The organism is Allorhizobium pseudoryzae (assembly GCF_011046245.1).
Taxonomy (GTDB): Bacteria; Pseudomonadota; Alphaproteobacteria; order Rhizobiales; family Rhizobiaceae; genus Neorhizobium; species Neorhizobium pseudoryzae.
The window spans coordinates 1,121,964-1,142,918 of the sequence record NZ_CP049244.1; the positions used below are offsets into that span (position 1 = coordinate 1,121,964).

The window sequence follows — 20,955 nt, forward strand, 5'->3', positions numbered from 1 at the left end:
TCGCGCAGCTCCTTCAGGCCCTTCATTCTTGGAGTTCGGATGTCCATGACGATGACACCCATGACGGATTCTGCCCTGCCGGAGCGCTCGCTCTGGTCCCGGCTGACCAACAACCGCGACGTGCTCGGCTTTCTGTTCATGCTGCCGGCAGCCGTCTTCCTTTTGTGTTTCCTCACCTATCCGCTCGGGCTCGGCGTCTGGCTCGGTTTCACCGATACGACGATCGGCCGCGATGGCGTCTTCGTCGGGCTCGAAAACTACGGCTTCCTGTGGAGCGACCAGGTCTTCTGGCTCTCGGTGTTCAACACCATCCTTTATACGACGGTGGCCTCGGTCGCGAAGTTCGCGCTTGGCCTCTGGCTGGCGCTGCTCCTCAACCAGCACCTGCCGTTCAAATCCTTCTTCCGCGCCATCGTGCTGTTGCCCTGGGTCGTGCCGACGGTTCTCTCCGCGCTTGCCTTCTGGTGGATCTACGACTCGCAGTTTTCGATCGTCTCCTGGTCGCTGATCAAGATGGGGCTCATCGATACGCCGATCAACTTCCTGGGCGACCCGAACACGGCGCGCGCCTCCGTCATCGCTGCCAATGTCTGGCGCGGCATTCCCTTTGTGGCGATCTCGCTGCTCGCCGGTCTGCAGACCATTCCCGCGTCGCTGCAGGAGGCCGCCTCGCTCGACGGCGCCACCAGCTGGCAGCGCTTCCGCTACGTGACACTGCCGATGCTGACCCCGATCATCGCCGTCGTCATGACCTTTTCGGTGCTCTTCACCTTCACCGATTTCCAGCTGATCTATGTTCTCACCAAGGGCGGTCCGGTCAATGCCACGCATCTGATGGCGACCCTCTCCTTCCAGCGCGCCATTCCGGGCGGCCAGCTGGGCGAAGGTGCGGCGATCGCCGTGGCCATGATTCCCTTCCTGCTTGCCGCAATCATGTTCTCGTTCTTCGGGCTGCAGCGCCGCAAATGGCAGCAGGGCGGAGGTGACTGAGATGGAGACGTCCATGACCTCGAAGATGAAGCCTGAGAATACCGTCCTGACCGATGACAGCCAGGGCATGTCCTATCTCAACAGCCTGCCGCGCCAGGTGGTGACCATTTATCTGCCGATGGCGATCTTCGTCTTCGTGCTGCTCTTTCCCTTCTACTGGATGGCGATCACCTCGGTGAAGCCGAATTCGCAGCTGACGGATTACGACAATTACAGCCCGTTCTGGGTGGTGGGTGCTACGCTCGACCACATCAAGTATCTGCTGTTCGAGACCTCCTATCCGGGCTGGCTGTGGAACACCATGCTGGTGGCGGTCGCCTCCACCTTCCTGTCGCTGTTTGCCTCCGTGCTCGGCGCCTATGCCATCGAACGCATCCGCTTCACCGGCTCGCGTTCGGTCGGCCTTCTGATCTTCCTCGCCTATCTGGTGCCGCCGTCGATCCTCTTCATTCCGCTCGCCTTCATCGTCTTCAAGATCGGCATCTATGACAGCCGCATGGCGCTGATCTTCACCTATCCGACCTTCCTCATTCCCTTCTGCACCTGGCTGCTGATGGGCTACTTCCGCTCGATCCCCTTCGAACTGGAAGAAAGCGCGCTGGTGGATGGCGCAAGCCGGCTGCAGATCCTGACGAAGATCATCCTGCCGCTTGCGGTTCCAGGCCTGATCTCCGCCGGCATCTTCGCCTTCACGCTCTCCTGGAACGAGTTCATCTACGCGCTGACCTTCATTCAGTCGTCGGAGAACAAGACGGTTCCGGTCGGCGTGCTGACCGAACTGGTGCGCGGCGATATCTTCGAATGGGGATCGCTGATGGCCGGTGCGCTCTTCGGCTCTCTGCCTGTGGTCATCCTCTACTCGTTCTTTGTGGATTATTACGTCTCGTCGATGACCGGTGCGGTCAAGGAATAACACTATGAATCACTACGATCTGTCGGGCCAGCACGCCGTCGTCACCGGCGGCGCGCAAGGCCTCGGTTTCGCCATGGCAAAACGCTTCGTCGAATCCGGCGCCACGGTGACCCTCTGGGACATGAATGCCGGTCTTCTGGAGGAAGCGCGTTCGGCACTCGGCAGCGCTTCGCGCATCTGCATGGTCGATATCACCGATTACGCCGCGGTCGAGGCGGCCCATGCCGCCACGGTGGCGGAAAGCGGGCCGGTGTTGATCCTTGTCAATTCGGCGGGGATTGCCGGGCCTGCCGCACCGCTCGACACCTATGACATTGCGATGTTCCGCCAGATCATCGACATCAATCTGATCGGCACCTTTCATGTGAACCGGGTGGTGGTGCCCGGCATGAAGGCGCAGAATTACGGTCGCATCGTCAACATCGCCTCGATCGCCGGCAAGGAAGGTAACCCGAATGCCTCCGCCTATTCGGCCTCCAAGGCCGGTGTCATCGGGCTCACCAAGTCGCTCGGCAAGGAGCTGGCGGGGTTCGACATCGCCGTCAACTGCATCACGCCGGCGACCGCGCAAACCCGCATCCTCGAACAGCTGTCGGAGGAATTCATCGACTACATGCGCGGAAAGATCCCGCGTGGCCGGTTCCTGAAGGTGGAAGAGGCGGCCTCCATGGTGGCCTGGCTGGTCTCCGCGGAAAACAGCTTTACCACCGGCGCCGTCTTCGATCTCTCGGGAGGGCGCGCCACCTATTGATCTGGACGGGTGGGGGTGCGCACTCTATCTGTCACCGTCTGCAGTTCAGACCCGTGTCATCAGAGAATAAGTCCCTATGCAAAACCAAGCCGCCGCTCATCCTGCAACAGATCGCGCGGCGCGCCTGAAGGCCGAGACGCGGGAGGTGCATGAACGCCTGGACCAGGCGATCATGGCGCTCGACCCGTTCGGCAGCCGCGACAACTATGGCCGTTTTTTGAATGTGCAGTGGGCGTTCCATGCGATGATTGCGCCGCTCTACGCCGATGAAGATCTTGCTCGCCTGCTGCCGGATCTTGGCGAACGGTGCCGGTTTGCCTCGATCAAGGCCGACCTCGCCGATCTCGGCATAACCGCTCCTGCAGCCTTGTCTGGGGCCGGCCCGGTAGCTGCTCACACGGCGGAGGCTCTCGGCTGGCTCTATGTGGCGGAGGGTTCCAATCTGGGGGCCGCCTTCCTGCTGAAGGCGGCGCAGAAATCGCTCGGCCTTCGCGAAGATTTCGGTGCCCGGCATCTGGCGGGCCATCCGGAAGGCCGGGCGCTGCATTGGCGGCAGTTCACGGCAGCGCTCGATGCGGCAGACCTTGCGCCGGAGGATGAAGAGACCGTGACCGAGGGAGCTCGAAAGGCCTTTGCCTTCGTTCGCGCTCAGGTCGAAGCGGAAGCGTCCACCGCAGGGCCCGCGGCGAGATCCAGCGCCGGCATCTGAGGCAGCACGACGATCGGCGTGTAGACGTCGATCGTCTGCGACAAACCTCTCAGCGGAAAACTGCCCGTGCGTTCAACCCGGTCCTCGAACCCGCCCGAGCGCACGAAGGCTTCCGACAAAAGCACCGGCTGGTGGACCGTCTTCGTCAGCGCTTCCAGCCGCGAGGCGATGTTGACCGTCGGGCCGATCACGGTGAAATCCAGCCGCTTCTTCGAGCCAATATTGCCGTACATGACGTCGCCGCAGTGAACGCCGACACCGTAGCCGAGCTGCGCTTGACCGCTTTCGCGCCGCCTTTCGTTCAGGTCCGCCATGGCGCGCTCGACCTCCAGGATCGCGTCGAAGGCCTGTGCCGGCGCTTGTCCGTTTTCCATCGGAAACACCGCCAAAAGCCCGTCGCCCATGAATTTCAGGATCTCGCCGCCATGGCTCTCGATCGGGTCCGCCAGCGCGTCAAAACATTGGTTCAGCATCTCGATCACATCGTCGCGCGGCCACAGGTCGGAGATCTGGGTGAAATCGCGCACGTCAAAAATCATCACCACGGCCGACAGCGTCACGCCGCTGCCGCGCCGGGTGGCGCCGGCCAGGATCTTTTCGCCCGCATGCGGACCGACATAGGTCTGCAGCAGGGTGCGGGCGAGAATGTTCTTGATCCGCACCTCGCTCACCAGCGACAGCAGCGGCACGAGCGATTTCAGTCCCTCGACCTCGTGCTCGGAAAAGCCGCCCGGCGCATCGCTGGCAAAGGTCACGATGTGCCGTTTGCCGAGCGTGTGCAGCATCGGCCAGGCGACGTATTCGGTGAAACCCTCGGCGCGAAGATCCGCAAGGATCGGATAGGCGAGGGTATCTTCGGGGCGCAGCAGTTTCCGGCGCACCTCGTCTGCCCCGTTCATGATCTCGTACATGGGGCTCAACTGGTAGGATGTGCTGTCCTCGACACCGTGCTCGAAGAGCTCGATATCGGACTCGGCAAAGCCGGCGCGCCAGAGAATGCGGGCACCGCGCCATTGCGGATTGTTGATCCGGAAATGCAGCGTGCAGCGGGCAATGCTGACGCCATCCGCCCGCAGCCTTTCGCACAGTTCGACGACGAGGTTGTCGATATAGCGCTGTTCGTGGGTGTCTTCGATCAGGAAGCGCCGGGCCGCCGCAAACGCGCGTTGGCAAGGGTTGTCGCTGAGGTCGCTCGCCTCGGTCATGGTGCCTCTCCTTGATCGGCGTCGGCGCGTCCCCGTGCGGCGGCGCATGCGGCACTTAGATGTGTCTTCTCCCGCGCGGTTGCAATGCTCGTTTCGCGACATCTTCAACGGTGGCAGGAGGCTTTCCGCAGAGGCCATAAATCCGTCAGTTGCACACCATTTGTGCAGCGGGAAAAATGCCTAAGAGCTCGGCTTGACAAGGCGCAATTTTGGCGAAAAGATGAACCAATCGTCACAATGGTTCACCTTATGGTTCCTGATCGTACCCACCCGGACAATGCCAACTACGCGCTAGAAAAGCTGCGTGAGGTGCTGCGTGAGAGTGGCTTGGGAGCCGAGGGAAAGTTGCCGACGGAGCGGGAGCTTGCCGAACGTCTCGGTGTTGGCCGTCGTGCCGTGCGCCGCGCGCTGGAAGTTCTGGAGGGTGAGGGTGAAGTCTGGCGCCGGCAGGGGGCTGGAACCTTTGTCGGAAGGCGCCCTGGCGCGCTGGCCGCCGATGTCGGCGCGATTGTCGCCGGCACTGATTTCATGGAGATCATGGAGGTGCGCCTGCGCATCGAGCCGCAGCTCGCGCAACTGGCGGCCCTGCGCGCCAAACCGTCCGAATTGGTTCGCATGCGCGATCTCGCCCACAAGATCCGCGAAAGTGTCGATGCGGATGCGCGCGAGCTGTGGGATGGTGCGCTGCACCGCCAGATCGCCCAGAGTGCCCGCAACCAGCTGTTTCTCACCATCTTCGATGTCATCAACCATGTCCGACAGGATGAGGCCTGGCAGGCCATCCGCGAACGGGCCCGCAGCGGTGACGGCGTTTCCGTCGCCTATGCCCAGCACGAAGACATCATCGATGCCATTGCCGCGCGCGATCCTGCGCGTGCGGCCGAAGCCATGCGCCGTCACCTGCTGATGCTGCAGGAACGGTTGATCCGCGAAACCTCGCATGATGGTCCGCAGATCGCAGTGATGCCGGAGGAGGATGTTTCCCCGGCCTGAAACGCGGACGGGTGATGTCACCCGCCAAGGGAAAGCCGGAGGTCACAAGCCGGCGCCCATCAAGCAAAACCAGAGGATCAGAGGAGAATGATCATGAACCGATTGCTGCGCCTTTCCACGGCGCTTGCCCTTGGCGTGCTGACCGCCATGCCCGCCATGGCGGCCGAACTGAAGATCGGCCTGCAGGACGACGCCGATGTGCTCGATCCCGCCCAGTCGCGCACCTTCGTCGGCCGTATCGTCTATACGGCCATGTGCGACAAGCTGGTCGACGTCTCGCCCGAGCTGAAGATCGTGCCGCAGCTGGCCACCGCCTGGAAGTGGTCGGATGACGGCATGAAGCTGACGATGACGCTGCGCGACGGCGTCAAGTTCCACGATGAGACGCCGATGGATGCCGCAGCGGTCGTCGCCACCATCGAACGCAACATGACGCTGCCGGAATCGCGCCGCAAGAGCGAGCTGTCGTCGGTCGAGAAGGTCGAGGCAACCGGCCCGCTGGAAGTCACCTTCACGCTGAAGAAGCCGGATGTCACGCTTCTCGCGCAATTGTCCGACCGCGCGGGCATGATCGTGTCGCCGAAGGCCGCCAAGGAACTCGGCGCCAATTTCGGCTCCAAGCCCGTCTGCGCCGGCCCCTTCAAGTTCGTCGAGCGCGTCCAGCAGGACCGCATCGTGCTCGAAAAGTTCCAGGACTACTGGAACAAGGACAATGTCTTCATCGACAAGGTCACTTACCTGCCGATCCCGGATACGACCGTGCGTCTTGCCAACCTGCGCTCGGGCGATCTCGACATGATCGAGCGTCTGGCGGCCACCGATGCGGCAGCGGTGAAGGCGGATTCCAAGCTGAAATACGAGGCCGTCGTCAACATCGGCTACATGGCGCTCTACGCCAACATCGCCAACGGCCCGCGTGCCGACAATCCGTTCGGCAAGGACAAGCGCCTGCGCCAGGCCTTCTCGCTTGCGATTGACCGCGATGCGCTGAACCAGATCGTCTATGAAGGCACGGCCGTTGGCGGCAACCAGCCCTTCCCGCCGAACAGCCCCTGGTACAACAAGGCGATCCCGGTCCCGGCCCGCGATGTCGAAAAGGCCAAGGCGCTGGTCAAGGAAGCCGGTTTCGACCGCGTGCCGGTCGAAATGCAGATCCCGAACAACCCCGTTGCCCAGCAGATGATGCAGATCGTCCAGTCGATGGTGGCCGAGGCCGGTTTCGATGTCAGCCTGAAGTCGACGGAATTTGCGACGCTTCTCGATGAACAGACGCGCGGCAACTACCAGCTCAGCCGTTCCGACTGGTCCGGCCGTGTCGATCCGGATGGCAACATCCACCAGTTCATCACCTGCAAGGGCGGCATCAACGATACGAAGTATTGCAACCCGGACGTCGACAAGCTGCTCAACGAAGCGCGCGCCTCGACGGATGATGCGGTCCGCAAGCAGAAATATGATGCGGCAAGCGTGATCCTCAACGACGACATGCCGATCATCTATCTCGGCCATCAGTCGTGGATCTGGGCGCTCAACAAGTCCATCACCGGCTTCGTGCCTGCCCCGGACGGCATGATCCGCCTGGTTGGAATGAAGAAGGGCGGCTAAGGCCGTCCCGGCGCCGCAGAGTTCAGCCTGCGGCGCCTCCCTCGCTCAGTCCCCGAAAAGGATGGCGCAATGCCTGTATTCATCGGAAAGCGTCTGCTGGTCGCGATCCCGACGCTGTTGATCATTTCGATCTTCGTCTTTTCGCTGCAGAAGCTGCTGCCTGGCGATCCCGTGCTTGCCATGGCCGGTGAGGAGCGGGACCCGGCCGTTCTCGAAATGCTGCGGGAGAAATACCGCCTCAATGATCCCATTCCGGTTCAGTACGTGAACTGGCTTGGCGGCGTGCTCAAGGGTGATCTCGGCATTTCGCTGCGCACCAACCAGCCGGTCCTGGAACTGATCGGCGAAAAGCTGCCGGTCACCATCCAGCTTGCCGTCATGTCGATGATCTTCGCCTTCGTCATCGGCGTGCCGATGGGGATCCTCGCGGCGGTCAAGAAGAACACGGTTTTCGATTATGTCGCGAGCATCGTGGCGCTGTCCGGTCTGTCCGTGCCGAACTTCTGGCTCGGCATCATGCTGATCCTGCTGGTTTCGGTGAACCTCGGCTGGCTGCCGGCTTCGGGCTACGAGTCGATCTTCGTTGATCCGGTCCGCTCGCTGCAGACCATGATCATGCCCGCCTTCGTTCTCGGCACGGCGCTGGCCGCAACGCTGATGCGCCATACTCGCTCTGCCATGTTGAGCGTGCTGTCTGCGGACTATATCCGCACGGCACGTGCCAAGGGGCTTTCGCCGCGCGAGGTCATTCTCAGCCACAGTTTTCGCAATGCGCTTCTGCCGGTCGTCACATTGAGCGCGCTTCTGTTCGGGGAGCTTCTGGCGGGTGCGGTGCTGACGGAACAGATCTTCACCATTCCAGGCTTCGGCAAGCTCATCGTCGATGCCGTCTTCAACCGCGATTATGCGGTGGTGCAGGGCGTCGTCATGTGCACCGCCGTCGGCTTCATCCTGATGAACCTGATTGCCGATATCCTCTATGTTCTTCTCAATCCGCGTCTGAGGGCCAGCCTATGACCGTCATCGAACAGACCGCCGGCGCGGAGCAGCGCGAGAAGAGCAGGGCCTGGGGCAAGCTCAAAAAGAGCCGCAGTGCGCTGGCCGGGCTTGCCATCATTCTCTTCTTCACCGTGCTGGCCATCGCGGCCCCCATTCTGCCGATTCCCGATCCGGTGGCGACCAGCTGGTCGGCGATCCGCAAGGCGCCCTCCGCCGCCCATTGGCTCGGAACCGATGATCTCGGCCGCGACATCCTCTCGCGCATGATTTGGGGCGCCCAGGCCTCCCTGATGGCCGGCATCTTTTCCGTCGCGATCGCCATCGTCATCGGCGTTCCCTTCGGCATCCTCGCCGGTTATTTCGGCGGCTGGGTGGATCTCGTCATCTCACGCGTCACCGAGGCGCTGCTCGCCATGCCCTTCCTGATCATGGCGATCGCGCTCGCTGCCTTCCTTGGCCCGAGCCTCACCAATGCGATGATCGCCATCGGCCTCACCGCCATGCCCATCTTCGTGCGGTTGACGCGCGGCCAGGTGCTGGCGGTCAAGCAGGAGGATTATGTCGAAGGCGCACGCTCGGTCGGGCTCGGCCACGTCGATATCATGGTCCGCTACATCCTGCCGAACGTCACGGCGCCGATCATCGTCCAGGCGACGCTGACGGTCGCGACCGCCATCATCGCGGAAGCCAGCCTCTCCTTTCTCGGCCTTGGCCAGCAGCCGCCGGCCGCCAGCTGGGGCTCGATGCTCAACGTGGCGAAGAATTTCCTCTCCCAGGCACCCTGGATGGCCATGTGGCCGGGTGCGGCGATCTTCCTCGTGGTGATCGGTTTCAATCTTCTCGGCGACGGCCTGCGCGATGCGCTCGATCCGCGCGAACACTAGACAGCTATGACAAAGGCCTGACTTATGAGCGAATTTACAACGCGTCCCGAAATCCTCGGCACCTTCGGCGTCGTTACCTCCACCCACTGGATCGCCTCTGCCGTCGGCATGAGCATCCTTGAAAAGGGCGGCAACGCCTTTGATGCCGCCGTTGCGACCGGCTTCGTGCTGCAGGTGGTCGAACCGCATCTGTGTGGTCCGGGCGGCGATATGCCCGCCATCATCTATTCGAAGAAGACCGACAAGGTAGAGGTCATCTGTGCCCAGGGACCGGCGCCTGCCGGCGCCACCATCGAGCATTACACCGCGGAAGGCCTGAAGCTGATCCCCGGCGATGGACTTTTGTCCACCGTCATCCCCGGCGCCTTCGATGGCTGGATGCTGATGCTGCTGGAATACGGCACCATGTCGGTGCGCGAGGTTCTGGAGCCCGCCATCTATTACGCAGAACACGGTCATCCGGTCCTGCCGCGGGTCTCCGCCACCATCAAGGGATTGGCGGATTTCTTCGCGAAGGAATGGCCGACCTCGCACGAGACCTGGCTGCCGGGTGGTTCCGCTCCCGAACCGCATTCCAACTTCCGCAATCCGGTTCTGGCCGAAACCTGGAAGCGCATCATCAGCGAAGCGGAAGCCGTCACCGGCCGCGACAACCAGGTTCAGGCCGCGCGCGATGCCTTTTATCGCGGCTTCGTGGCGGAAGCCATCGACACCTACCTGAAGACCGCCGAGGTGATGGATGCCAGCGGACAGAAGCACAAGGGGGTTCTGACCGCCGACGACATGGCGAACTGGAGCGCCACCATCGAGGCGCCGCAGACCTTCGACTACCATGACTGGACCGTTGCCAAGACGCCCGCCTGGGGCCAGGGGCCGGTCCTCCTGCAGTCTCTGGCGCTGTTGAAAGGCTTCGATCTCGGCGCCATGGATCAGGCCGGCCCGGATTTCATCCATCACGTCGTTGAGGCGATGAAGCTCGCCTATGCCGACCGCGAGGTCTATTACGGCGATCCGGAATTCGGCCAGATCCCGACCGAAGTCTTGCTGTCGGAAAGCTACAATGCCGAGCGGCGCAAGCTGATCGGCGCGAACGCCTCGATGGAACTGCGCCCCGGCACCATTCCGGGTTACGAACGCCAGGTCGATGCGACGATGGCCATGCTTTCCGAATTCTCCGGCAAGGGCTCCGTCTACGAGCCGACCATGGCGCATCTCACCGAAAAGAAGGGCGATACCGTCCATATCGACGTCATCGACCGCTGGGGCAACATGGTTTCCACGACGCCGTCGGGTGGCTGGCTGCAGTCCTCGCCCATCGTGCCGGGGCTCGGTTTTGCACTCAATTCCCGTGCGCAGATGTTCTGGCTGAAGGACGGCCTGCCGACGTCGCTCGCACCGGGAAAACGTCCGCGCACCACGCTCACCCCGTCGCTGGCGCTCTACCAGGGCCGGCCGACGCTCGCCTTCGGCACGCCGGGCGGTGACCAGCAGGACCAGTGGCAGCTGCCCTTCTTCCTGCGGTATGTCCATCACGGCAAGAACCTGCAGGCGTCGATCGATGCGCCGCTGTTCCACACCACGCATTTCCCCGGCTCCTTCTATCCGCGCACATCCGAGCCTGGCCACATCATGGTGGAAGCCGGCTTCGGTGAAGCGACGATTGCCGATCTGCGCCGCCGCGGCCATCAGGTGACGGTGGCGGACCACTGGACGGTCGGGCGGCTCACGGCGGCACGGCGGGATGCGGATGGCCTGCTGCGGGCGGCGGCCACGCCGCGCCTGATGCAGGCCTATGCGGTGGGGCGCTGAGCCATGACCTGGTCCATCGTCGCCCGTGATCCTGACACCGGCCATCTCGGCATTGCCGTTGCCAGCCGCTTCTTCGCCGTCGGCTCCGCCGTCCCTTACATGCGCGGCGGCATCGGCGCCGTCGCCACCCAGGCCTTCGTCAGTCCTCTCTACGGAGTCGATGGACTGTCGATGCTGGGTGAAGGCAAAGCGCCTGACGAGATCATCGCTGCCCTGACGGGCCGCGATGACGGCGCGGAGCAGCGGCAGATGCATCTCATCGACGCGAAGGGCCGCAACGCCGCCTTCACCGGCGCCAAATGCATCGACTGGGCCGGCCATCTCGTCGATGACCAGGTCTCCGTCGCCGGCAACATGCTGGCCGGACCGCAGGTCCTGGATGCGACGCTCGCCGCCTACAAAAGCCTGTCACAGGCGCCGTTTGCCGAACGGCTTCTCGCCGCCATGGAAGCCGGTGAGGGGGCCGGTGGCGACAAGCGCGGCAAGCAGTCGGCGGCGCTCGTCATCTACCGCGACCAGGACTATGCCTGGCTCAGCATTCGCGCCGACGATCACGCCGACCCGCTGCAGGAGTTGTGGCGCCTCTACCGGGTGGCGCAGGAGCGTTACCTGCATGTGGCGGAAACCATGCCGACCCGCGCCAACCCGCATGGCCTGATCGACCGTCGCGAGATCGACCAGACAATCGCCAGCCTCGAGGCCGACCGCATCGCCAGCGGTCGCAAGAGCGCCTCCTTTGCCACGCCCTGGATCCCGACATGACCGATTCCCCCGTCCTCTCCGTCCGTAACCTCACCACCTCCTTCCGCTCCGATGGCGGCTGGAAATCCGTGGTGCGCAACGTCTCCTTCGATGTGGCGGCCGGTGAGACGGTGGCGATCGTCGGCGAATCCGGCTCCGGCAAGAGCGTGACTTCACTATCGATCATGCGCCTGCTCGCCGAAGGCAGCAGCCGGATCGAAGGCAACATCCGGCTGAACGGTCGCAATCTCCTGTCGCTTTCGGAAAAGGAGATGCGCGGCGTGCGCGGCAACGAGGTCGCGATGATCTTCCAGGAGCCGATGACGAGCCTCAACCCGATCTTCACGATCGGCCGGCAGATCTCCGAGGTGCTGACGCGCCACAAGGGCATGAGCCAGGCAGAGGCGCGCGCCGAAACCATCCGCATGCTGGAGCGCGTGCGCATTCCGAATGCCGCCAGCCGCTTCGATGAATACCCGCACCAGTTCTCCGGCGGCATGCGCCAGCGCGTGATGATCGCCATGGCGCTCGCCTCGCGCCCGAAGCTCCTTATCGCCGACGAGCCGACGACCGCGCTTGACGTGACGATCCAGGGCCAGATCCTCGAACTCATCAAGAGCCTGCAGGAAGAGGAGAACATGGCGGTTCTCTTCATCACCCACGATATGGGCGTCGTCGCCGAAATCGCCGATCGCACCGTGGTGATGTTCCGGGGTGACGCGGTGGAGGCCGGCCCGACGGAGGAGATTTTTCACCGCGGTGAGCATCCCTATACGCGCGCCCTTCTGTCTGCCGTGCCGAAGCTCGGCTCGATGACGGGCGAAGAGACCCCGCGTCGCTTTCCGGTCGTCGATACGGCAACCGGCATCACCACCCAGCCGGCGGCCTCCGAGCATTCGAAGGTGCAGTCCTCGCCGATCCTCGAAGTGCGCAACCTCGTCACCCGTTTTCCCGTCCGCTCCGGCCTGTTCAACCGGCAGACCGGCTCTGTGCATGCGGTGGAAAACGTCTCCTTCGATCTGAGGCAGGGCGAGACGCTGTCACTCGTCGGCGAATCCGGCTGCGGCAAGTCGACCACCGGTCGCTCGATCATGCGGCTGATCGAGCCGACCTCCGGCGAGATCCAGCTCGATGGCTTCAACGTGCGCAATCTCGGGACGCTCGAACTGCAGCGGATGCGCAAGAGCATCCAGATGATCTTCCAGGACCCGTTTTCCAGCCTCAATCCGCGCATGACGGTGGGTCAGGCGATCGCCGAACCCTTCCTCAAGCACAAGATGGGCACGACCCGCCAGGCGCGGGACAAGACCGCCGATCTCCTGGACAAGGTCGGCCTCTCCGCAGCGGTGATGAACCGCTATCCGCACGAGTTCTCCGGCGGCCAGCGCCAGCGCGTCGCGATTGCCCGGGCGCTCTCGCTCGACCCGAAAGTGATCGTCGCGGATGAAAGCGTCTCGGCGCTCGACGTCTCGATCAAGGCGCAGGTCTGCAACCTGTTGCTCGACCTGCAGGAAAGCCTGGACCTCGCCTTCCTCTTCATCAGCCATGACATGGCGGTGGTCGAACGCGTCAGCCACCGGGTGGCGGTGATGTATCTCGGCGAGATCGTTGAGATCGGCCCGCGCGCCGCCGTCTTCGAAAACCCGCAGCATCCCTATACGAAGAAGCTGATGGCCGCCGTGCCCGTGCCGGATCCGGCCCGGCGCGGCATCCGTCGCGGCATTTCGAACGACGAACTGAAAAGCCCGGTCCGCCCGCTCGATTACCGTCCGCCGCAGCGGCAGTACCGCGAGGTCTCGGCCGGCCACCTGGTGCAGGTGGCCTGAGGCAACCTTAAGGCTGGTGCGCGTGCAGGATAGCCCGGAGCGCGCGCACGTTCCCGGCATCCGTCTTCAGCATGTCGCGGGCTGCGAAGGAAAGCTCTATCAACTGGCTGTCGCTTTCGATGAAGCGTGCGGAACAGGAGGCGTGCAGTTCCGTCACGCCGAGCCTTGCCAAAAGTTCGGCGGCATTGCCGGGCCTGACGCCGGAGCCCGGCAGGATGGTGATCCGGTTTCCAGCGCGCTCGACGAGATGCGCCAGCCTCTCGATACCCTCGAGCGCCGTCGGTCGTCCGCCGGAAGTAAGAACACGCGAAAAGCCGAGCCGGATTGCCGCCTCCAGCGCCGCATCCATGTCCGGCACCACATCGAAGGCGCGGTGCAGGGTGCGGTCCAGCCCCGCCGCGTGCTGGGAAAGCGTCGTCAGCGTCGCGATGTCGAGCGGTCCTTCGGGAAGCGTTGCGCCGATCACGACCCCGGCCAGCCCTGCGGCGCGGGCGGTGTCGATGTCGCTTTTCATCATTTCCACCTCTTCCGGCGAAAAGACGAAGCTGCCGGGCCGAGGGCGGATCATCGCATAGACGGGCACGGCCTGGCGCCCCGCCAGCTCCATGAAACCGCGCGAGGGGGTAAGCCCCCCGACGGAGAGCGCCGAACAGAGTTCGATCCGGTCCGCCCCGCCTTCGATCGCGGCAAACAGGCCCTCTGCATTGTCGACGCAGATTTCCAGAACGGGCGAACCCTTTGAAAGCCTTCGGTTAGCGCCTGCCATGCGGTGTCCTTTTGCCGGTTTCGAGCACGAGAAGCAGAATGATGCCGAGGCAGCCGACCACGGCGCCGAGAATCGAGGCAAAGCTGTAATCGCCAATCCTTGTGCCAAGCGCAAAGATGCCGGCGCTCAAGCCCGCACTCAGGAAAATGTTGACCGCGATCAGCGAGCTGCCAAGGCCGGGGCGATCTGCGATCAGGTCCTGCAGATAGGTGATGGGCAGGCTGATGATGGCCGCCGCCGCAAAACCGCTGATCAGCGTCTGGGCGTAGACATGCCAGCGCTCCGTCGCCAGCCCCTGCAGGATCAGGTAGATGGCATAGAGCCCGGCGCCGATGGCCAGAGCGCGAACCGGCGTCAGCCAGCGCTCCGCCTTGCCCCAGAACAGGATGAAGACGATCTCGAGTGCTGCGACGATGCCGACGATGATGCCGAGATCGGCCACCGTGCCCTTGGCCTTGCCGGTGACGATCAGCGGCCGCACGGCATCGCTGATATGCAGCATCGAGCAGATCAGCGCGATGGCGGTGACGCGGAGCGCAACGCGGGGTTCGATCACTTCGCCGAGCGAAGCAAGGAAACGCGCCCGTTGCGCACCGCCCTCGATCTCAAGTTTCGGCGCGACCGGCAGGAAAAAGGCGCCGAGCACGAAACAGACGAGCGCGGCCACCGTGGCGATCAGATAGGCCGGCAGCATCGAGCTTGCACCCGCCAGCATCACCCCAACGATGCCCGGCATCAGCACCCAGGAGAGCGAGATGGTGGCCCGGATGGTGGAATTGACGCTGACGAGTTGCGCGGCGCTGAGCTTCCCGGAGCTCGCACGCACATTGGCAAAGATCAACGAGTTGAGCGCGCCGAAGACAGGAAGCAGCAAAAGCTTCGCCACCACGAAGGCCGGCACGTTCGCCGCCAAATAGATCAGTGCATAACCCGCGACCCCGACGAGCGACACGTAGATGATCGAGGTGCGGTAATCGCCCATCCGGTCGGCGAGAATACCCATCAGCACGCTCGCGGTAACATTGATCACGGCTGCGGCAAACATCAGCGTTGCATAACCGGAATTGGAAAGTCCCAGTTCCTGGATGCCGATCAGCGACTGGTAGGGGGACGTCGCCGCCCCCGTCGTGCCGAAGAAGAAGATGGCCAGCGCCGACACCCGAATGGACGGATTGGCAAGGGTCGCCTTGAGGGCGCTTGTCACGTTTCGCTCACCCATCGGCTGGAGAAGAAGACCTCGGGCGCGAAGTCGAAATCCTTGTCGAACGGAAAGCTCGGGCGCTTGCGCCGTGTGTTGGGAATGCGTTCGATATCCTGGTTGATCACGCCGTCGGTCAGCGCCATCAGGTTGGGATTGGCGATCGGCGCCAGTTCCGGCGACAGATAACCGGATTTCACCACCAGCAGCCGCACGGTCTTCGGATCGATGCCATGCCGGGTGAAGTCTGCAATGTTATGGTAGGGGCGCCGGCGCGCCGCGAGGATCAGCGTGATGCCGCCGATCCGGACGACCGCCTGCCGCTCGGCCTCCGCACCCGGATCGTCGAGGCTCAGGACATCGGCCTCCGTCTCGACGCTCGGGCTGTTCGGGTCGAGCGAACCGCCGATCGTCAGCCGCAACGTGGCGCCAACGCCGGCCTTAAAACAGGCCTCCACCGCCGTCCGGTCGGTGATGCCGCCAATCACGGCACCCTCGAACCCGCGCTCGATCAGCGCCTTCAGCACATCGGCGCGGTCGCCCACACCGCCGCCCGTCGGGTTGTCGCCGGAATCGGCGAGGATCACCGGCCGCGTCTCGGCCTTTTCCGCAAGATCCAGAACCTCATCAAGGGGGGCTGTCACCGAACCGAACTGGAAGTCGTTGCGCGCATCCCAGTAGGATTGCGCGATGGCTTCGGCAGCACGCCTGGCTGCCGCCTTGTCGGTCGCCGTCACCACGGCGCAGGCCGTGCCGCGTGGCTCGTCCGCCCAGACATAGCCCACCATCAGATTGGCATCCCAGATGCCGTCCACCGTGTCATGATCGGGAAGTTTTGCGTAGAGGCTTTTTGCCGGCTCGTCCTCGGTGGAGGTCCGCTCTCCCGGCAGCAGCACCGGAACCGGCGCCCAGGCCACTCCCGGCGTTGCGCCGGTCGTGAGCGTCTTCACCAGCATCGACCAGGCACGTACCATCGTCTCGCGCACGTCGATATGCGGCGCGGTGCGGTAACCGGCAAAGATGTCGAGTTGGTCGATGATCTTCTGGGTCACGTTGCCGTGCAGGTCATAGCTGGCGGCAACCGGAACATCCGGTCCCACGATGGCGCGGGCGGCGGCAATCCAGTCGCCCTCGGCATCGTCCATGCCCTCCACATTCATTGCGCCATGCATGGCGAGATAAAGCCCGTCGAGCGGCAGGCTGGCCTTCAGGAGATCGAGAAACTCCGCCTTGAACGCCTCGTAGGTGTGGCGCGCCACGGGACCGCCCGGCACGGCGCGGGCATGCAGCAACGGCAGATGCTCCACGCCATCCGCTTCAAGGAAGTTGAAATATTCGGCGCCCAGCAGGTCCGGCCCCCGCAGCACGCGAAAATCCTCGGGCTGCATCAAAACGGGGGAGGAGGTGGAGCACTCGGTATGGATACCGCTGACGGCAATGCGCAATGTCATGGTGTCAGGTCCTCAAAGCTTCGGCATCAGCGGGCTGATGGCGGCAAAACGCAGCCAGTCCTTGTTGTCCTTCGGTGTCCAGGCCGCCTCGGCAATGGCGCCGAGACGGGGGAAGACGAGATGGTTGAAATAGTCGCGGTTGAGGAAATGTTCGGACCAGATGCAGGCCTGCACGCCGCGCATCCGCGGCTTCAGGTCTTCCGGGAATTCGCCGACCGCCTCGTAGGTGTAGGTGTGTTTCGGCGGCACGGTGCCTGCCCAGCTGGCGCCCGGCTCCTGAAAGGCCTCGTCCTGCACCATGTCGAGATAGTAGGCTTGGCCTGGCGTCATCACCACGTCATAACCCTGACGCGCCAGCTCGACGCCCACCTCAGGCTTCTGCCAGGCCATCAGCAGCGTGCCGTCGGGATCGACGCCGCCGCCATGGCTGACCTCGTCCCAGCCGGCAAGCTTCCTTCCCCGCTCCAGAAGCATGGTCTGGATGCGTTTCATGAAATAGCTCTGCAGGCCGAACGTGCCCTCAATGCCTTGCTCGTCCATCCGTTTGCGGGCGAGCGGCGAGGCCATCCAGGTATTGGCCGCCACCTCGTCGCCGCCGATATGGATGAGTTTTGACGGGAACAGCTCGACCATCTCGTCGAACACCTTGCCCAGAAACTCGTAAGTCAGCTCGATCGCCGGATTGAGCGCATTGTTGGGATATCCCTGCACGGAACGATAGCTGTCCGGCGCCTCCTGGCCATCCACCAGCTCCGGCAGTGCCACCAGCGTTGCCGTGCTGTGGCCGGGAATGTCGATCTCCGGCACCACCTCGACATTCAGCTGTGCCGCGTGGGCGACGATCGCCTTCACCTCGTCCTGGCTGTAGAACCCGCCGACGGGTTCCGCGCCGTTACCAAGCTGCGGCAGCATCGGCTCGTCCGGCCCGCGCAGCACGCCCTTGGTGGTGAGTGTCGGATAGGCCTTGATCTCCAGCCGCCACGCTTCATCGTCGCTCAGGTGCCAGTGGAAGATGTTGAGCCGCATCCAGGCCATGATGTCGATGAGACGGGTGATGTCGGCGGTCGGATAGAACTGCCGCGACACATCCAGATGGCAGCCGCGCCAGCCATACCGCGGCGCATCCTCAATCGTGCCTGCGGCAGGAAAACGAAAAGTCTGCGATTCGGTCCGCGCACCGTGCAGCAGATGTGCCAGCGCCGTCAGGCCATATTGCCGGCCGGCGGGACCGGAGAAGGTCAGCGTCACCTGTTCTCCGAAATGCAGCTGAAATGCCTCGGCGGCAAGGCTGGTGTCGGAGACGAAGCGGATCGCCTTGCCCGCATGCACCGGCGTCAGCGCAAACGGCTGGTGGCCGATCTGGAATAGGCGGCGATAGAGCGCACCCACGGATTGCATGGCCTGCTTGTCGGCAAGCGCCGTGCCCTCTGCCGGGTAAAGTGCCACCGGCACACTCTCGCCCGCCTCTAGCTTGGCCGGAACCGGCCAGGGCAGCAGCGAAAAGGGCTCGTCCACCTCGCCCTTCGGCATCAGAACGGGCGCCGGTTCGGGTGCGCGACCGGCGAGCAACGTGTCATCGACGCTGACCGGATGATGGCTGCCGTCCGACAGGGTCACGTAAGCGGATTTCGCGCCGTCCGTGCGGTGACGAGCCGGGCGCCAGAGGGGAGCGACTGTGAAGCGCCAAGCCTCTCCCGGGGCCAGAATGAAATCGGCCGGCGGCGCATATTGGTGGAAATTGGCGTTGCGGATAAGGAAGGTGGCGTTCTCGCAGCGCGGCTCCTCGGCATCCTTGATGCGGGTGAGCGAGGTATAGGCGAGCTTGAAGCCGCTCTGCGGCACGTCGGACAGGTTCACCAGCGTGAAGACGAAGCGGCCGCACGGATCGCCCTCCACCGGTTCCCAGGAATTTTCGAGACGAAAAACAGCATCGGCCATCATGGTTCCCCTTCGGCTCTTGTCTTTGGAAGGCTCAGTAGTGTTCGGATTGCGAGAAGGTGCGGGCAAGCTCCGCCTGTCCGGCGGTCAGTCCGCAATCGACAGGCAGGCATACGCCGGTAATGGCGGCAGCCTGGTCGCTCGAAAGGAAAAAGACCGCATTCGCCACGTCCTCGGCGGTCGCGATGCGGCGCAGCGCATACCAGCGTTTCGCTTCCTCGAAGACCTGCGGATTGGCGGCGGCGCGCGCCTCCCAGGCCTGCGTGCGCACCGTGCCGGGCGCCACTGCATTGGCGCGAATGCCGAATTTTCCGTATTCCACGGCAATCAGTTTGGTGAAATGGATGAGGCCCGCCTTGGCAGCGCTGTAGGCCGGGTGGCCGAACACCGCCATGCCGTTCACCGAAGCGATGTTGATCACGCTGCCCTGTGAGGTTTTCAGGCCATCCTCCAGCGCCCGGAAGGTGAGGAAGGCCGCTTCGAGATTCAGCGCCGAATCCTGCCGCCAGATCTCCGCCGTCGTATCATGCAGCGAGACCGCGCGGGCGGCGCCGGCATTGTTGACGAGTGTCCTCGCTGTTCCGAGTGCCGCGACCTGGCCCGCCATGGCAGCGACGCTAACCACATCCGTGACATCACAAGCGATCGTCGCATAGCGCCCGGACCCTTCCAGATCCGCGAGGCTCTTCTCCAGCGCCGCCTCATCAATGTCGATGAGCGCCACCACGTCATGCGACTGCGCAAGGCGCTTGGCAATGGCGCGGCCAATATCGCCGGCGGCTCCGGTCACGACGGCAACGGAGGAGGGCATGGGATCAGTCTCCGAGGATCTGCCGGTCGTCGGCGCCATCGCGGTGCTCGACCAGCTGCTGTTTGATATGGCGAAGGGTGACGGTGGAAAGCTTGCGGTTGCGATAGGCAACGAGGCTGGCCAGCACATCGACCACGGCGAGGAAGGCAAACCGCGTCGAGGTCGGGCGGTAGATGTTGTCGCCCTCGGGCAGGTCGATCCCGATGACGACTTCCGCGGCGTCTGCCACCGGGCTTTCGCTTTGGGTCAGCGCAATCGTGCTGATGCCGTTTTCGGCCGCCAGCTTGAAGCAGCGCACCAGTTCCTGATTGCGGCCGGAAAAGGAGGAACCGATCAGCACGTCGTTGGAATGGGCACCGGCGGTGAACATCAACTGCATGTTGTGGTCGCTGCTGGCCGTCACGCGGGAGCCCAGCCGGAACAGCCGGTTCTGGAATTCTGCCGCGATCATCGAGGAATTGCCCCCCGAACCGAAGGCATAGATCATGTCGGCGCGCGACAGCCGGTCGGCTGCCTTTTCCAGCACAATTGGATCAAGTGCCCGGTGGATCTGGTAGAGCGCGTTCTGCGCCTTGGTGATGACGTCTTCCGCCACATCGGCGGGTTCGGTGCTCTTTGCCTCCGGATTGAGGTAGCGCAGGCCGACAAACCCGGTCTTGGCAAGGCGTACCTTGAAATCCGCAAAATTCTGGCAGCCCAATCTCCGGCAGAAGCGCGTCACCGTCGGCGGCGAGACGTCTGCCTTGTCCGCCAGCTCGATGATCGAGGCCTTCACCGCAAAGTCGAAGTCGCCGAGCAGGATGTCGGCAATCTTCTGTTCGGCGGTGGAAAACTGGCTGCGCTCGTCCTGCAGGATCGCGAAGATGTCCATCAGCGTCTCCGCTCACCCCTTCGGCTTGTAGGCGATGCAGTCGATCTCGACCTTGCAGTCCACCATCATGCTGGCCTGCACGCAGGCGCGCGCCGGCGGGTGTTCGCCGAAATAGCCCTGGTAGATCTTGTTGAAGCTCCAGAAATCGCGCGGATCATCCAGCCAGACGCCGCAGCGCACCACATGTTCCACGCCGTAGCCCGCCTCGTGCAGAATGGCGATCAGGTTCTCGATCGCCTTGTGGCTCTGTTCCACGATGCCGCCGGAAATGATCTCGCCATTCTCCATCGCCACCTGGCCCGAGACATGCAGCCAGCCATCGGCTTCGACCGCTCTTGCAAAGGGCAGGCGCTGACCGCCGGCACCGGCCTTTTCGGCCCCGTAACGTTTGATCGACATGACACTCCATGGAAATTATTTTCTTGGATCGTTGACATTCGACCATAGTCGCGGGAATTTGACCAGAGTTTTTCCGTGATCATGAAAAGAATTTAG

General features: G+C 63.4%; 19 protein-coding genes. 11 read left to right on the plus strand and 8 right to left on the minus strand.

From position 1 onward, the window contains the following. The first annotated feature begins 51 nt into the window (after window positions 1–51). The 4 genes from G6N78_RS24005 to G6N78_RS24020 all read left to right on the plus strand — a co-directional run bounded on the left by G6N78_RS24005 (window position 52) and on the right by G6N78_RS24020 (window position 3,363). Entirely contained in the window at window positions 52–990 is a 939-nt protein-coding gene (locus tag G6N78_RS24005) for a carbohydrate ABC transporter permease (RefSeq protein WP_370691551.1), read from the plus strand. A 13-nt stretch (window positions 991–1,003) separates the two neighbouring features. Then, entirely contained in the window at window positions 1,004–1,903 is a 900-nt protein-coding gene (locus G6N78_RS24010) for a carbohydrate ABC transporter permease (protein ID WP_165224932.1), read from the plus strand. A gap of 4 nt (window positions 1,904–1,907) precedes the next feature. Further along, on the plus strand, window positions 1,908–2,654 hold the full coding sequence (locus G6N78_RS24015; RefSeq protein WP_165224934.1) for an SDR family NAD(P)-dependent oxidoreductase: 747 nt from the start codon (window positions 1,908–1,910) through the stop codon (window positions 2,652–2,654). A 76-nt stretch (window positions 2,655–2,730) separates the two neighbouring features. Then, window positions 2,731–3,363, plus strand: a complete 633-nt coding sequence (locus G6N78_RS24020; RefSeq protein WP_165224936.1) for a biliverdin-producing heme oxygenase — start codon at window positions 2,731–2,733, stop codon at window positions 3,361–3,363. Here G6N78_RS24020 and G6N78_RS24025 read toward each other — a convergent pair. Beyond that, window positions 3,303–4,568: an adenylate/guanylate cyclase domain-containing protein gene (locus tag G6N78_RS24025; protein ID WP_165224938.1), complete on the minus strand. Its 1,266-nt coding sequence runs from the start codon at window positions 4,566–4,568 to the stop codon at window positions 3,303–3,305. The two genes, G6N78_RS24020 and G6N78_RS24025, sit on opposite strands and share 61 nt — an antisense overlap. Before the next feature lie 249 nt (window positions 4,569–4,817). Between G6N78_RS24025 and G6N78_RS24030 the strand changes: the two genes are divergently transcribed. The 7 genes from G6N78_RS24030 to G6N78_RS24060 all read left to right on the plus strand — a co-directional run bounded on the left by G6N78_RS24030 (window position 4,818) and on the right by G6N78_RS24060 (window position 13,425). After that, window positions 4,818–5,561: a FadR/GntR family transcriptional regulator gene (locus G6N78_RS24030; protein ID WP_165224940.1), complete on the plus strand. Its 744-nt coding sequence runs from the start codon at window positions 4,818–4,820 to the stop codon at window positions 5,559–5,561. Window positions 5,562–5,654: 93 nt separating this feature from the next. Further along, on the plus strand, window positions 5,655–7,166 hold the full coding sequence (locus G6N78_RS24035) for an ABC transporter substrate-binding protein (RefSeq protein ID WP_165224943.1): 1,512 nt from the start codon (window positions 5,655–5,657) through the stop codon (window positions 7,164–7,166). 69 nt (window positions 7,167–7,235) lie between these two features. Next, on the plus strand, window positions 7,236–8,183 hold the full coding sequence (locus G6N78_RS24040; protein ID WP_165224946.1) for an ABC transporter permease: 948 nt from the start codon (window positions 7,236–7,238) through the stop codon (window positions 8,181–8,183). After that, window positions 8,180–9,049: an ABC transporter permease gene (locus tag G6N78_RS24045; RefSeq protein ID WP_165224949.1), complete on the plus strand. Its 870-nt coding sequence runs from the start codon at window positions 8,180–8,182 to the stop codon at window positions 9,047–9,049. The genes G6N78_RS24040 and G6N78_RS24045 overlap by 4 nt, the downstream gene beginning before the upstream one ends. Before the next feature lie 24 nt (window positions 9,050–9,073). Further along, a complete protein-coding gene (locus G6N78_RS24050; RefSeq protein ID WP_165224952.1) occupies window positions 9,074–10,858 on the plus strand; it encodes a gamma-glutamyltransferase family protein in 1,785 nt (594 codons plus the stop codon). 3 nt (window positions 10,859–10,861) lie between these two features. Continuing rightward, the gene (locus G6N78_RS24055; protein WP_165224955.1) at window positions 10,862–11,620 is read left to right on the plus strand and encodes a DUF1028 domain-containing protein; all 759 of its coding nucleotides are present in this window, start codon (window positions 10,862–10,864) and stop codon (window positions 11,618–11,620) included. After that, complete coding sequence (locus tag G6N78_RS24060) at window positions 11,617–13,425, plus strand: ABC transporter ATP-binding protein (protein ID WP_165224958.1); 1,809 nt, start codon at window positions 11,617–11,619, stop codon at window positions 13,423–13,425. Before G6N78_RS24055 ends, G6N78_RS24060 begins: the two co-directional genes overlap by 4 nt. Before the next feature lie 7 nt (window positions 13,426–13,432). On the opposite strand, the gene G6N78_RS24065 is transcribed toward G6N78_RS24060, so the two are convergent. The 7 genes from G6N78_RS24065 to G6N78_RS24095 are packed head-to-tail and all read right to left on the minus strand — an operon-like array spanning window position 13,433 to window position 20,859. After that, window positions 13,433–14,191 (minus strand): copper homeostasis protein CutC, encoded by a 759-nt coding sequence (locus tag G6N78_RS24065; protein ID WP_165224961.1) that lies wholly within the window; start codon window positions 14,189–14,191, stop codon window positions 13,433–13,435. Further along, entirely contained in the window at window positions 14,178–15,395 is a 1,218-nt protein-coding gene (locus G6N78_RS24070) for an MFS transporter (RefSeq protein ID WP_165224964.1), read from the minus strand. The genes G6N78_RS24065 and G6N78_RS24070 overlap by 14 nt, the downstream gene beginning before the upstream one ends. Next, on the minus strand, window positions 15,392–16,834 hold the full coding sequence (locus tag G6N78_RS24075) for a M81 family metallopeptidase (RefSeq protein ID WP_165225468.1): 1,443 nt from the start codon (window positions 16,832–16,834) through the stop codon (window positions 15,392–15,394). Before G6N78_RS24075 ends, G6N78_RS24070 begins: the two co-directional genes overlap by 4 nt. Window positions 16,835–16,852: 18 nt before the next feature. Beyond that, window positions 16,853–18,778 (minus strand): beta-N-acetylhexosaminidase, encoded by a 1,926-nt coding sequence (locus G6N78_RS24080; RefSeq protein ID WP_165224967.1) that lies wholly within the window; start codon window positions 18,776–18,778, stop codon window positions 16,853–16,855. Window positions 18,779–18,812: 34 nt separating this feature from the next. Beyond that, a complete protein-coding gene (locus G6N78_RS24085; protein WP_165224970.1) occupies window positions 18,813–19,589 on the minus strand; it encodes an SDR family oxidoreductase in 777 nt (258 codons plus the stop codon). Between the two features lie 4 nt (window positions 19,590–19,593). Next, window positions 19,594–20,460: a MurR/RpiR family transcriptional regulator gene (locus G6N78_RS24090; RefSeq protein WP_165224974.1), complete on the minus strand. Its 867-nt coding sequence runs from the start codon at window positions 20,458–20,460 to the stop codon at window positions 19,594–19,596. A 12-nt stretch (window positions 20,461–20,472) separates the two neighbouring features. Then, window positions 20,473–20,859: a RidA family protein gene (locus G6N78_RS24095; RefSeq protein WP_165224977.1), complete on the minus strand. Its 387-nt coding sequence runs from the start codon at window positions 20,857–20,859 to the stop codon at window positions 20,473–20,475. Window positions 20,860–20,955 lie beyond the last annotated feature (96 nt).